This window comes from Pseudomonas sp. MH9.2, assembly GCF_034353875.1.
Lineage (GTDB): Bacteria > Pseudomonadota > Gammaproteobacteria > Pseudomonadales > Pseudomonadaceae > Aquipseudomonas.
The window spans coordinates 2,647,462-2,660,587 of the sequence record NZ_CP133784.1 but is presented as its reverse complement, the minus strand read 5'-3'; the positions used below and the strand labels follow the sequence as shown (position 1 = coordinate 2,660,587).

Annotated in this window: 11 protein-coding genes; all 11 read left to right on the top strand. The window is 57.1% G+C overall.

Annotated elements, in window-relative coordinates; all coding sequences use genetic code 11:
- Positions 1-25 precede the first annotated feature (25 nt).
- The gene (locus RHM55_RS12550) at positions 26-655 is read left to right on the top strand and encodes a response regulator transcription factor (protein WP_219064357.1); all 630 of its coding nucleotides are present in this window, start codon (positions 26-28) and stop codon (positions 653-655) included.
- Positions 656-872: 217 nt separating this feature from the next.
- On the top strand, positions 873-1,997 hold the full coding sequence (locus tag RHM55_RS12545) for an ABC transporter ATP-binding protein (RefSeq protein ID WP_322182456.1): 1,125 nt from the start codon (positions 873-875) through the stop codon (positions 1,995-1,997).
- Positions 1,998-2,063: 66 nt separating this feature from the next.
- The gene (locus tag RHM55_RS12540; protein ID WP_322182454.1) at positions 2,064-3,098 is read left to right on the top strand and encodes an ABC transporter substrate-binding protein; all 1,035 of its coding nucleotides are present in this window, start codon (positions 2,064-2,066) and stop codon (positions 3,096-3,098) included.
- 96 nt (positions 3,099-3,194) lie between these two features.
- Positions 3,195-4,442: an ABC transporter permease gene (locus RHM55_RS12535; RefSeq protein WP_322182452.1), complete on the top strand. Its 1,248-nt coding sequence runs from the start codon at positions 3,195-3,197 to the stop codon at positions 4,440-4,442.
- An 11-nt stretch (positions 4,443-4,453) separates the two neighbouring features.
- Positions 4,454-5,278, top strand: a complete 825-nt coding sequence (locus RHM55_RS12530) for an ABC transporter permease (protein WP_322182450.1) — start codon at positions 4,454-4,456, stop codon at positions 5,276-5,278.
- A gap of 133 nt (positions 5,279-5,411) precedes the next feature.
- On the top strand, positions 5,412-6,086 hold the full coding sequence (gene rpe, locus RHM55_RS12525; RefSeq protein ID WP_322182448.1) for a ribulose-phosphate 3-epimerase: 675 nt from the start codon (positions 5,412-5,414) through the stop codon (positions 6,084-6,086).
- A complete protein-coding gene (locus tag RHM55_RS12520) occupies positions 6,083-6,901 on the top strand; it encodes a phosphoglycolate phosphatase (protein WP_322182446.1) in 819 nt (272 codons plus the stop codon). Before rpe ends, RHM55_RS12520 begins: the two co-directional genes overlap by 4 nt.
- A gap of 70 nt (positions 6,902-6,971) precedes the next feature.
- A complete protein-coding gene (gene trpE / locus RHM55_RS12515) occupies positions 6,972-8,453 on the top strand; it encodes an anthranilate synthase component I (protein ID WP_322182444.1) in 1,482 nt (493 codons plus the stop codon).
- A 651-nt stretch (positions 8,454-9,104) separates the two neighbouring features.
- Positions 9,105-10,847 (top strand): ABC transporter permease subunit, encoded by a 1,743-nt coding sequence (locus RHM55_RS12510; RefSeq protein WP_322182442.1) that lies wholly within the window; start codon positions 9,105-9,107, stop codon positions 10,845-10,847.
- Positions 10,848-10,861: 14 nt separating this feature from the next.
- Positions 10,862-12,184 carry a nitrate/sulfonate/bicarbonate ABC transporter ATP-binding protein gene (locus tag RHM55_RS12505; RefSeq protein ID WP_322182439.1) on the top strand — a complete coding sequence of 441 codons (1,323 nt, stop codon included), beginning with the start codon at positions 10,862-10,864 and terminating at the stop codon, positions 12,182-12,184.
- A 333-nt stretch (positions 12,185-12,517) separates the two neighbouring features.
- Entirely contained in the window at positions 12,518-13,117 is a 600-nt protein-coding gene (locus RHM55_RS12500; RefSeq protein WP_322182437.1) for an aminodeoxychorismate/anthranilate synthase component II, read from the top strand.
- Positions 13,118-13,126 lie beyond the last annotated feature (9 nt).

The window sequence follows — 13,126 nt, the reverse complement described above, 5'->3', positions numbered from 1 at the left end:
AAGCTGCTGGGCAGGAGCGTGAAACGTGATTCGTGTATTGGTAGCAGAAGACCACACCATTGTCCGTGAAGGCATCAAACAACTGATCGGGCTGGCGAAGGATCTGGCGGTGGTGGGTGAGGCCAGCAACGGTGAACAACTGCTGGAAACCTTGCGTCATGTCGAGTGCGAAGTGGTGTTGCTGGATATTTCCATGCCGGGCGTGAATGGCCTGGAAGCGATCCCGCGAATTCGTGCCCTGAACAACCCGCCGGCGATTCTGGTGTTGTCCATGCACGACGAGGCGCAGATGGCCGCCCGTGCATTGAAGATCGGCGCTGCCGGTTACGCCACCAAGGACAGCGATCCGGCGTTGCTGCTGACGGCGATTCGGCGGGTGGCTGCCGGTGGGCGTTACATCGACCCGGATCTGGCGGACCGCATGGTGTTTGAAGTCGGCCTGACCGATAACCGTCCGCTTCACTCGCTACTGTCCGAGCGCGAGTTTTCAGTGTTCGAGCGCCTGGCACAGGGGGCGAACGTCAACGACATTGCCCAGCAACTGGCCTTGAGCAGCAAAACCATCAGCACACACAAAGCGCGACTGATGCAGAAGCTTCACGTCACTTCGCTGGCCGATCTGGTGAAGTATGCAATGGAGCACAAGTTGCTCTAATCAGGCGCATGTCTGAAAGCGACACGGTTAAATCTCATGTTTTGCAGGCCCTGACGTGTCGTGAAAGGTGTCGACGCGACCCAGTTACGACACCTCATACCTAATCGCGCCATCGCTGTAGGGCAATCCCTACAGCAATCTCTCTTGCCCCCCGATTTGCGCGGCCAATGGTCTGATCTAGGATTAATCCACGGCAGACAAAACAAAGGTGTGGGTAATGAGCGACGTCGATTCAAGTGCTGGGGCGAGTGAAGTTCTGGTCAGCTTCCGTGGTGTGCAAAAGAGCTACGACGGCGAAGCACTGATCGTCAAAAACCTCAACCTGGAAATTCGCAAAGGCGAGTTCCTCACCCTGCTGGGGCCTTCCGGTTCTGGCAAGACCACCAGCTTGATGATGCTGGCCGGTTTCGAAACGCCAACCGCTGGCGAAATCCTGTTGGCTGGCCGCGCGATCAACAACGTGCCGCCGCACAAGCGTGACATCGGCATGGTGTTCCAGAACTATGCCTTGTTCCCGCACATGACCGTCTCGGAAAACCTGGCGTTTCCGCTGACTGTCCGCGGCTTGAACAAGACCGACGTCAGCGAGCGGGTCAAGCGTGTGCTGAGCATGGTTCAGCTCGACACCTTCGCCCATCGTTACCCGGCGCAGCTTTCTGGCGGTCAACAACAGCGTGTGGCCTTGGCCCGGGCGCTGGTGTTCGAACCACAGCTGGTGTTGATGGATGAACCCTTGGGTGCGCTGGACAAACAACTGCGCGAGCACATGCAGATGGAGATCAAGCACCTGCACGAACGCCTCGGCGTTACCGTGGTGTACGTGACCCATGACCAGGGTGAAGCCCTGACCATGTCTGACCGGGTGGCGGTATTCCATCAGGGCGAGATTCAGCAGATTGCGCCTCCGCGCACGCTCTACGAAGAACCGAAAAACACGTTTGTCGCCAACTTCATCGGCGAAAACAACCGTCTTAACGGCAACCTGGTCAGCCGCACAGGTGATCGGTGTGTCGTGGCATTGGCCCGTGGCGAGAAGGTCGAGGCGCTGGCAGTCAATGTTGGCAAGATCGGTGACCCGGTGACCTTGTCGATTCGCCCTGAGCGCGTTCGTGTGAACGGCCACAGTGAAAGCTGTGTGAACCGTTTCTCTGGCCGCGTCGCTGAATTCATTTATCTGGGTGACCACGTTCGTGTGCGTCTGGAAGTTGCAGGAAAAACAGACTTCTTCGTCAAACAGCCAATCGCCGAGCTGGATCCGGGGTTGACGGTGGGCGACGTTGTGCCAATTGGATGGCAGGTCGAACACGTTCGCGCGCTCGATCCCTTGCTGGAAGCGCATTAATTAACAGTCAGAGGCGAATCAATCGCCCCACGCATACCCAACACTGCACTGTGGAGAGAACAATAAATGCTTAAATCTTTGAAGTTCACCGCTATTACGCTCGGCATGATGTGCGCGGCAAACGCCATGGCGGCGGCAGATCTGACCGTTATATCCTTCGGCGGCGTCAACAAGGCAGCTCAGGAAAAAGCGTTCTACGCACCGTGGGAAAAAGCTGGCAACGGTAAGGTGGTTGCGGGTGAGTACAACGGCGAAATGGCCAAAGTCAAAACCATGGTCGACACCAAGAGCGTCTCTTGGGACCTGGTAGAAGTCGAATCGCCCGAGCTGTCCCGTGGTTGCGATGAAGGGATGTTCGAAGAGATCGATCCTGCGATGCTTGGCAAGTCGGAAGACTATGTCAAAGGCGCTATCCAGACCTGCGGCGTTGGCTTCTTCGTGTGGTCCACCGTGCTGGCCTACAACGCCGACAAACTGAAAACCGCCCCAACCAGCTGGGCTGATTTCTGGGACGTGAAAAAATTCCCGGGCAAGCGTGGTCTGCGTAAAGGCGCCAAGTACACCTTGGAATTCGCCTTGATGGCTGACGGCGTAGCCCCTAAAGATGTTTACAAAGTGCTGGCGGGTAAAGGCGGTCAAGACCGTGCATTCAAAAAGCTCGACGAACTCAAGCCGAGCATTCAGTGGTGGGAAGCGGGCGCACAACCGCCACAGTTCCTGGCCTCCGGTGACGTCGTGATGAGCTCCGCCTACAACGGCCGTATTGCCGCTGTGCAAAAAGAAAGCAACCTGAAAGTAGTCTGGAACGGCGGCATCTACGACTTCGACGCATGGGCCATCCCAAAAGGCTCGAAAAACGCCGAAGCAGCGAAGAAATTCATCGCCTTCTCGGTCAAGCCAGAACAGCAGAAGACCTACTCGGAAAACATCGCTTACGGCCCAGCTAACACCCAAGCCGTACCGCTGTTGGACAAAGGCATCCTGAAAGATATGCCGACCACCCCGGAAAACATCAAGGACCAGGTGCAGATCGACGTGAGCTTCTGGGCTGACAACGGCGAGCAACTGGAGCAGCGCTTCAACGCGTGGGCGGCCAAGTAACCGTTTTACGTTGAGTTAGATCCAGGTGCGCTCCCTCTTCTGCTGTAGATAGGGAGGAGGGGCGCATCCATCGTTCAAAGATTTTCGGAGTTCGCTATGGCCATCACAGTGCCCCTTACAGAAGGCGCCAGCCCCACCCTGAAACAGCGTCTGGCTCGTGCTGAACGGGTCAATCGCTGGAAGGCTCAGGCATTGATCGCTCCTCTGGTGCTGTTTTTGCTGCTGGTATTTCTGGTGCCGATTATTGCGCTGCTCTACAAGAGCGTCGGTAACCCTGAAGTGGTCGGCGCCTTACCGCGTACGGTTGCAGCGGTGGCCCAATGGGACGGCAAGAGTCTTCCGTCCGAGGCTGCTTACCAGGCACTGAGCGTGGACCTGGCTGAAACCCGCAAGAATCAGACCCTTGGCGATTTGTCCAAGCGCCTGAATATGGAACTGGCCGGTTATCGCAGCCTGCTGACGAAAACCGCCCGCGCATTGCCGTTCAAGACTGAACCGACTTCTTATAAAGAAGCGCTCGAAGCTGTCGATGAGCGCTGGGGCGATCCTGCCTATTGGCAAGCGATCCGCCGTAACACCAGTAGCGTTACTCCTTATTACTTGCTGGCCGCAGTCGACCATCGCATCGATGACCTCGGTGAAGTGGCGCCCGCGACCCCTGATCAAGCAATTTACGTGGATATTTTCGCCCGCACGTTCTGGATGGGTCTGGTCATCACCGCGATCTGCCTGGTACTGGCTTACCCGTTGGCGTACCTGCTGGCGAATCTGCCTTCCCGGCAAAGCAACCTGCTGATGATTATGGTGCTGCTGCCATTCTGGACCTCGATTCTGGTGCGGGTTGCCGCGTGGATTGTATTGCTCCAATCGAGTGGCTTGATCAACAGTGCCTTGATGGCGATGGGCATCATTGATAAACCGCTGGAGCTGGTGTTCAACCGGGTCGGCGTTTACATCTCGATGGTGCACATCATGCTGCCGTTCATGATCCTGCCGATTTACAGCGTGATGAAGGGGATTTCCCCGACGTACATGCGGGCGGCCATTTCCCTGGGCTGCCATCCATTCGCCAGCTTCTGGCGCGTGTATTTCCCCCAGACCTATGCGGGTGTCGGTGCAGGTTGTCTGTTGGTGTTCATTTTGTCGATTGGCTACTACATCACGCCGGCGTTGCTCGGCAGCCCGAACGATCAGATGGTCAGCTACTTCGTCGCCTTTTACACCAACACCAGTATCAACTGGGGCATGGCCACGGCTTTGGGCGGTTTGCTGTTGATGGCAACCATCGTGCTTTACCTGATTTATAACTGGCTAGTCGGCGCCAGCCGCATGCGCCTGAGCTGAGGAGAATCAACATGCTGAGCCCTTACACGTCTCCTATTGAGCGGGTCTGGTACTACGCCCTGCGTATTCTCTGCGGGCTGGTGCTTTTGTTTCTGGTCCTGCCGGTGCTGGTGATCATTCCGCTGTCGTTCAACTCAGGGAGCTTTCTGGTCTACCCGCTGCAAGGGTTTTCCATGCACTGGTACCAGGACTTCTTCTCCTCAGCTGAATGGATGCGCTCGCTGAAGAACAGTATGATCGTTGCGCCTGCGGCCACGGTATTGGCAATGGGCTTCGGTACGCTGGCAGCGATTGGCCTGACGCGTGGCAACTTCCCGGGCAAGGCGTTGGTCATGGCCCTGGTGATTTCGCCAATGGTCGTTCCGGTGGTCATTGTCGGTGTCGCCAGCTACCTGTTCTTCGCCCCGCTGGGGTTGGGCAACAGTTACATATCGCTGATTCTGGTGCATGCGGTGTTGGGTGTGCCCTTCGTGATCATCACGGTGTCGGCGACCTTGCAGGGCTTCAACCACAATCTGGTTCGTGCTGCCGCCAGCCTCGGGGCATCCCCACTGACTGCGTTCCGCCGGGTGACCTTGCCGCTGATCGCGCCAGGTGTGGTATCGGGTGCGTTGTTTGCGTTCGCCACCTCGTTCGATGAAGTGGTCGTGACCTTGTTCCTCGCTGGCCCGCAACAGGCCACGCTGCCCCGGCAGATGTTCAGCGGTATTCGCGAAAACCTCAGCCCGACCATCGCCGCTGCGGCCACTATGCTGATCGCGTTCTCGGTGGTGCTGTTGCTGGTACTGGAATGGTTGCGCGGACGTAGCGAGAAGTTGCGAACTCAAGTGGCTTGATCGATCTGGCAGGAAATATCCGAGGCTGACCCCGGTTCTGCGGGATCGGGGTCTGGCTCGGATCTGTGGAGAGTTGCACCCGGCCCGACTAAGGTACAATGCGCGCCACCGAGATTCTGCTCAAAGGTGCGTCATGCAGCCCTTCGTTATTGCTCCTTCAATTCTTTCCGCCGACTTCGCCCGCCTGGGCCAGGAAGTCGACAATGTTCTTGCCGCTGGCGCGGACATTGTTCACTTCGATGTCATGGACAATCACTACGTACCTAACCTGACCATCGGCCCGATGGTCTGCACGGCATTGCGCAAGTACGGGATCACCGCGCCCATCGATGTTCATTTGATGGTCAGCCCGGTTGACCGCATGATCGGCGACTTCATCGACGCTGGCGCCACGTACATCACCTTCCACCCTGAAGCCACGCAGCACGTCGACCGCTCACTGCAGTTGATCCGTGAAGGCGGCTGCAAGGCCGGTCTGGTGTTCAACCCGGCCACGCCGCTGAACGTGCTTGAGTATGTGATGGACAAGGTCGACATGATCTTGCTGATGAGCGTGAACCCCGGTTTTGGCGGGCAGAAGTTCATTCCCGGCACTCTGAACAAACTGCGTGAAGCGCGGGCGCTGATAGAAGCCTCCGGCTATGACATTCGTCTGGAGATCGACGGCGGGGTCAATGTGAACAACATTCGTGAGATCGCTGCCGCCGGTGCCGACACCTTTGTCGCGGGCTCCGCTATCTTCAACGCGCCGGACTACCAAGAGGTCATCCAGAAAATGCGTGCCGAACTGGCGTTGGCTCGCCCATGAGCGGGTTTGAGCAGCTGTTCCCGGGCCGCTTGCCCAAGCTGGTGATGTTCGATCTGGATGGCACATTGATCGATTCGGTGCCGGACCTTGGAGCGGCCGTGGATAAAATGCTGCTCAAACTGGGGCGCCCGCCCGCGGGTGTCGAGGCTGTACGGCTCTGGGTCGGCAACGGGGTGCGCGTATTGGTGCGTCGCGCCTTGGCCAGCGACATCGATCACAGCGCCGTTGATGAGGCGTTGACCGAAGAGGCCCTGGCGATTTTCATGGAGGTATACGCGGGCAGTCACGCGCTGACGCAGGTGTACCCCGGGGTGCGCGAAACCTTGAAGTGGATGCAGAAACAGGGCGTTGAAATGGCCCTTATCACCAACAAACCGGAGCGCTTCGTCGCGCCGCTGCTGGATGAGCTGAAGCTGGGACGGTTTTTCCGCTGGATCATCGGCGGCGATACGTTGCCGCAACAGAAGCCTGATCCGGCTGCGCTGTTTTTTGTGATGAAAATGGCTGGTGTTCCGGCATCCCAGTCGCTATTTGTCGGTGACTCGCGCAACGATGTGCTGGCAGCAAAAGCGGCAGGCGTTGCCAGTGTGGCGCTCAGCTATGGCTACAACCATGGCCGGCCGATTGCCGAGGAATCGCCGTCGCTGGTTATTGATGACCTGCGTATGCTGCTCCCCGGTTGCTTAGATTCTGCCGCTGCGCTAACGTTGGCCGACGTCAAATCCCCCCCTCAAAGAGATTCCATCGTGGTGGTCACCCGCAAGCTCTGGATGAAAGTCATCAAGGCCCTGGCCCGCTGGCGTTGGCGCGCCTGACTTGACTCTGGCCGGTCCACCGGCGCGTTTGCATACCTGACCGTTTTACCCTCAAGCCACGAGGCTGATCATGACCCGCGAAGAATTTCTGCGTTTGGCTGCTGCCGGTTACAACCGTATCCCGCTTGCCTACGAAACCCTTGCCGACTTCGACACACCGCTGTCGATCTACCTGAAACTGGCCGACCAGCCGAACTCTTATTTGCTGGAGTCGGTGCAGGGCGGCGAGAAATGGGGCCGCTACTCGATCATTGGCCTGCCATGCCGCACCGTGATGCGTGTTCACGAACAGCAGATCAGCGTGACCCGGGACGGCGTCGAGATCGAGCGCCTGGAGTCGGAAGACCCGTTGGCGTTCGTCGAAGAATTCAAGGCGCGCTACAACGTGCCGACCATTGCCGGGTTACCGCGTTTCAACGGCGGGCTGGTGGGTTACTTCGGTTACGACTGCGTGCGTTATGTCGAGAAGCGCCTGGGTAAATGTCCGAACCCGGACCCGCTGGGCGTGCCGGATATCCTGCTGATGGTGTCGGATGCGGTGGTGGTGTTCGACAACCTCGCCGGCAAGATGCACGCGATCGTGCTGGTCGACCCGGCTGAAGCCGGCGCCTACGAAAGTGGCCTGGCGCGTCTGGACGAGCTGATGGGAAAACTTCGTCAGCCGATTACCCCACGTCGCGGTCTTGATCTGACCCGGCCGCAGGCGCCTGATCCGATATTCCGCTCCAGTTTCACTCAAGACGATTACGAGCGCGCAGTGGACACCATCAAGGAGTACATCCTTGCCGGTGACGTGATGCAGGTCGTTCCGTCGCAACGCATGTCGATCGACTTCAAGGCCGCCCCCATCGACTTGTACCGTGCGCTGCGTTGTTTCAACCCGACGCCTTATATGTATTTCTTCAACTTTGGCGACTTCCATGTCGTGGGCAGTTCGCCGGAAGTATTGGTGCGGGTCGAAGACAACCTGATCACCGTGCGCCCGATTGCCGGTACCCGTCCGCGCGGCGCAAACGAAGAAGAAGATCTGGCGCTGGAAAAAGACCTGCTTTCCGATCACAAAGAGGTCGCCGAGCACTTGATGTTGATCGATCTGGGGCGCAACGACACCGGTCGCGTGTCTGAAATCGGCTCGGTCAAACTCACGGAAAAAATGGTCATCGAGCGTTACTCTAACGTGATGCACATTGTTTCCAACGTCACTGGCCAGTTGAAAAGCGGCCTGACGGCGATGGATGCCCTGCGTGCGATTCTGCCGGCGGGCACTTTGTCTGGCGCGCCGAAAATCCGCGCCATGGAAATTATTGACGAGCTGGAACCGGTCAAGCGTGGTGTCTATGGTGGCGCAGTGGGGTACCTGGCCTGGAACGGCAACATGGACACCGCGATTGCGATCCGTACCGCAGTGATCAAGAACGGTGAGCTGCACGTGCAGGCCGGTGGCGGTATCGTCGCTGACTCTGTGCCCGCGCTGGAATGGGAAGAGACCCTGAACAAGCGCCGCGCCATGTTCCGTGCGGTGGCGCTGGCTGAGCAAGAACCGCTTTCCTGAGGTGAGGGCGGTGTGTCAAACACACCGTCTTCGTGCTCGTGAGCAATCTCGCTTCGTAAGCTGGCCAATGGTGCTTTGCACGCGTGATAACGCACTGTTCGCCCAGGTAGACTGCCATGCCTCGTCAGCTTTGTATGGATGGCGCGGCGGCGGGAAACCAGATAATCACTGTAGGGTTATGCCTTAACAAAAAACTCTGCGTAGAGCAGGGCTGTTAACGCACCAAAAGTTACGTTGGCTGTGCGCAATTGTAACATTTTGATGCGTATAATCCGCCGCGGAAAAGTCTTGTCTTGATGGCGTCACCCCTAGGGTGCCATTTCGCTATTCCTCCCGAATGCCAATCTTAAACCCGCGCAAGGAGACTCCAGCCATGGATCCTGCCCATTCTCGGTGGGTCACGCAGTGGGACGCCAAACGGAATGTAATGGGTGCGCGGGATTATTCAGCGGTCTGAATCACTGAATGACTTGGCCACCTTCCCTGCATCTACCGTGTAGCGTTCGCTTGCGTGGCCTCTCTCAGTTGTTTCGTTTCCCCTCATTAGAGTGTGCTGTGACTGCCTGTTGCGCAGTTTCGGATGCTGCGCTCTGGAAGACACTGACCTTGTGGTCAGGGACCATGCTCAGATAGCTGCTGGAATCAGTGAACATGAATAAGGTATTCCGTCATTACATCCCGGTAACCGCAAAGCGGCTGCTTCCCAACCGTTGGGATCTGGTAGCCATGCCGTTGGTTATCGGTTTTTTGCTGTTTTTTTCGATTGGCGCACAACAGACCTGGGCACCGATTTCAACCTTGCAGAGCGAGGCTATTTCGCTTGATCCGGGTAACCTGCCCGAATATGCGGTACGCACCACATTGCGCATGCTTGCAGCGATGGTTGCGTCCCTGATATTTACGCTGGTTTACGGTACGTTGGCTGCCAAAAGTCGGCGGGCAGAGAAGCTGTTGGTGCCGGTGCTGGATATCCTGCAATCGGTGCCCGTTCTGGGCTACATCTCGTTTACGGTAACGTTTTTCCTGTTGCTGTTTCCAGGCCGCGTACTGGGCGCTGAATGCGCTGCCATTTTTGCCATCTTCACCAGCCAGGCCTGGAACATGACGTTCAGCTTCTATCAGTCACTGCGCATGCTGCCTAGTGACTTGGTGGAGGTGTCCAGCAATCTACAGCTTTCCGGTTGGCAAAAATTCTGGAAGCTGGACGTTCCGTTTGCCATACCAGGGCTAGTCTGGAACATGATGATGAGCATGTCCGGGGGCTGGTTTTTTGTGGTTGCCTCGGAAGCCATCACCGTGGGCGACAAGACCATCACGCTGCCAGGTGTAGGCTCCTATCTGGCGGTTGCCATCGAACAACGCGACCTGCATGCGGTGGGCTACGTCATCCTGGCGATGATTGCGGTCATCCTTCTCTATGACCAGTTCCTGTTTCGGCCGTTGGTGGCATGGGCCGACAAATTCCGTATGGAAGACACCGCCTCCCAAGCTGGCGCGCCTGAATCCTGGGTGCTGAACCTGATTCAGCGGACCCGGGTTATTCAACGCCTGTTGCGGCCTTTTGCCCGGGCCATGACCCGCATTGGCCATATGCGCCTGAGCTTGCCTCGATCGAAAACCGTGGCGACACCCCCTGATCCCGCCATCTCACGGGCTATCGACTGGGTGTGGGGGGGAGTGATTGCGGTGCTCACGCTGTACATCCTGTACCGGATCGCGGGTTACGTTAGCAGCGAGGTGACACTTGCAGAGGTCGGGCATGTGCTCGGGTTGGGTCTGATTACCCTGTTGCGGGTCATTCTGCTCATTGCCGTCGCATCAGTCATCTGGGTGCCACTTGGCGTGATGATTGGTTTACGTCCGCGCCTCGCGGAAAAAATCCAGCCGTTAGCCCAGTTCCTGGCTGCCTTCCCTGCAAACTTATTGTTTCCAGTGTTTGTCATCGTCATTTTGCGCTATCAGTTAAACCCCGATATCTGGTTGAGTCCGCTGATTGTGCTGGGTACACAGTGGTACATCCTGTTCAACGTAATTGCCGGTGCCAGTGCCTTCCCGAATGACTTCAAGGAAGCTGCAGCCAATTTTCGCATCCGCGGCTGGTTATGGTGGCGCAAGGTAATGCTGCCAGGCATTTTCCCGTATTACGTAACCGGGGCGATCACTGCTTCGGGCGGGGCGTGGAATGCCAGTATCGTTTCCGAATTCGTTTCATGGGGACAAGACAAGGTAGTGGCGCATGGATTGGGCGCCTACATTGCCCAGACCACTGCGGCCGGTGACTTTCCGAAAATCACGCTCGGCGTGGTGGTGATGTCGCTCTTTGTCGTGGCTTTCAATCGCTTGGTATGGCGGCCGATGTACGCCATTGCCGAAAACAAACTCCGCCTGAATTAACAGGAGTCGATGTTATGAATACCTATACCGAGCAGGCTAGCGCCGCCCCCGAAATTTACTCGCTCAATGATGTGAGCCGGGCTTTTGGCAAGGGCAAGGATGAGTTACAGGTTCTCAGTGGTGTCGATCTGACGCTACGCGAAGGCGAAATTGTGGGCATGCTGGGCCGCTCCGGGTCGGGCAAGTCGACGCTGCTGCGCATCATCGCCGGCCTGATACAACCCTCGTCTGGCGAGGTTCGATACAACGGCTCCTTGTTGACGGGCCCCGCCGAAGGTGTGGCCATGGTTTTTCAAACCTTTGCGCTGTTTCCATGGCTGACCGTACTTGAAAACGTAGAGGCAGGTCTTCAAGCCCTGCAGGTAGAGCCCAAGGCAGCACGTAAGCGTGCGCTGGATGCAATCGACCTGATCGGTCTTGATGGGTTCGAGAACGCCTATCCGCGCGAATTGTCTGGCGGGATGCGTCAACGCGTGGGCTTTGCCCGAGGCCTGGTGGTCAACCCAACCTTGTTATTGATGGACGAGCCTTTCTCTGCCCTGGATGTATTGACGGCAGAAACACTGCGAAGCGATTTGCTGGATCTGTGGAGCGGGAAACAACTGCCGATAAAATCCATCTTGATCGTGACTCACAACATCGAAGAAGCGGTATTGATGTGCGACCGTGTTCTGGTCTTGTCGTCAAATCCTGGGCGGGTCGTGGCGGAAATCAAAGTGCCGTTCGTTCACCCGCGCAATCGGCTGGATCCAACCTTTCGCAAGATGGTTGATGATATTTATGCGTTGATGACCAACCGGCGCAGTGCTGATGCCAGCACCGGCAAGGCCGAACTGCAAATGGGCAGTCCGCTGCCGGATGTCTCCACCAACCTGATGGCGGGCCTGATCGAAGCGTTGGCGGCCGAGCCCTATCATGGGCATGCCGGTTTGCCGAATGTTTCAGAACGGCTATTGCTGGAAGTCGACGATTTGTTCCCGGTGGCAGAGATGCTGGAGCATCTGGGGTTTGCTGAGCTCAAGGGCGCTGAAATCACGCTCACAGAGGCTGGCAAGTTATTCGCCGAGTACGGCACCCAGGAGCGAAAAACCATTTTTGCCGAGCATCTGGTCAAACATGTGCCATTGGCCGCACGTATCCGCCAGGTATTGCAGGAACGGCACGGGCACTGGGCGCCACGTGTACGCTTCGAGCAGGAACTGGAAGATTCGCTCAGTGGGTCCTTTGTGGAGGAAACACTGGAGAGTGTGATCAGTTGGGGGCGATACGCAGAAATTTTCTCCTACAATGACAACACTGAAACGTTCAGTCTGGAAGATGTCGAAGGCAGCCAGTAACACGTTCAGCGCATGAGATGGCAGCGTGGGGAGGGCTCGATATTGCACCGTGTGCGTGGGTAGGCTACTGTGCCCAAACGTATACATGAGACCTCCCCCAGTGTTAATCCTCAGCAAACTTTTTGTGCGCGTTATCAAGGCTCTCGGCCGTTGGCGTTGGCGCGCCTGACTGTTCTCCCTTCCGGCCAGCCGGACCTGTACCGATATGCCCTTCGATTGACTTGTCAGAGTGCCTGAGCTGGATGAATCCCAGTGACCAGACAGTGTGCGTCCGACAAGCGAGCAATATCCAAGGGCGGCTTTAAAAGTCAGTAATTTCAAGAGGTTAAATACATGTTGCTGATGATTGATAACTACGACTCCTTTACTTATAACGTCGTGCAATATTTGGGTGAGTTGGGTGCCGAGGTCAAAGTGATCCGCAACGACGAGCTGAGCATTGCCGAGATCGAAGCCCTGAACCCCGAGCGCATCGTGATTTCCCCTGGCCCATGCACCCCGACTGAAGCAGGCGTATCGCTGGAGGTGATCAAGCACTTCGCCGGTAAGTTGCCGATTCTGGGCGTGTGCCTGGGCCATCAGTCTATTGGTCAGGCATTTGGGGGCGATGTAGTGCGGGCGCGGCAAGTGATGCATGGCAAGACCAGTCCGGTGATTCATGAAGACCTTGGCGTATTCGAAGGCTTGAATCATCCGTTGACGGTCACCCGTTATCATTCTCTGGTCGTCAAGCTCGAAACCCTGCCCGATTGCCTGGAGTTGACCGCCTGGACTGAGCTTGAAGACGGTTCGGTCGATGAAATCATGGGCCTGCGGCACAAAACGCTAAATATCGAGGGGGTGCAATTTCACCCTGAGTCGATTCTTACCGAGCAGGGACATGAGCTGTTCGCCAACTTCCTCAAGCAAACTGGCGGCAGCCGTCAGGGTTAAGGGGCTTTC

Bases quoted from the DNA above. Each gene is read 5' to 3' on its own strand.
- RHM55_RS12500 (WP_322182437.1), top strand. From the start codon at position 12,518: ATGTTGCTGATGATTGATAACTACGACTCCTTTACTTATAACGTCGTG.
- rpe (WP_322182448.1), top strand. From the start codon at position 5,412: ATGCAGCCCTTCGTTATTGCTCCTTCAATTCTTTCCGCCGACTTCGCC.
- RHM55_RS12540 (WP_322182454.1), top strand. From the start codon at position 2,064: ATGCTTAAATCTTTGAAGTTCACCGCTATTACGCTCGGCATGATGTGC.
- RHM55_RS12530 (WP_322182450.1), top strand. From the start codon at position 4,454: ATGCTGAGCCCTTACACGTCTCCTATTGAGCGGGTCTGGTACTACGCC.
- RHM55_RS12510 (WP_322182442.1), top strand. From the start codon at position 9,105: ATGAATAAGGTATTCCGTCATTACATCCCGGTAACCGCAAAGCGGCTG.
- RHM55_RS12545 (WP_322182456.1), top strand. From the start codon at position 873: ATGAGCGACGTCGATTCAAGTGCTGGGGCGAGTGAAGTTCTGGTCAGC.
- RHM55_RS12520 (WP_322182446.1), top strand. From the start codon at position 6,083: ATGAGCGGGTTTGAGCAGCTGTTCCCGGGCCGCTTGCCCAAGCTGGTG.
- trpE (WP_322182444.1), top strand. From the start codon at position 6,972: ATGACCCGCGAAGAATTTCTGCGTTTGGCTGCTGCCGGTTACAACCGT.
- RHM55_RS12535 (WP_322182452.1), top strand. From the start codon at position 3,195: ATGGCCATCACAGTGCCCCTTACAGAAGGCGCCAGCCCCACCCTGAAA.
- RHM55_RS12505 (WP_322182439.1), top strand. From the start codon at position 10,862: ATGAATACCTATACCGAGCAGGCTAGCGCCGCCCCCGAAATTTACTCG.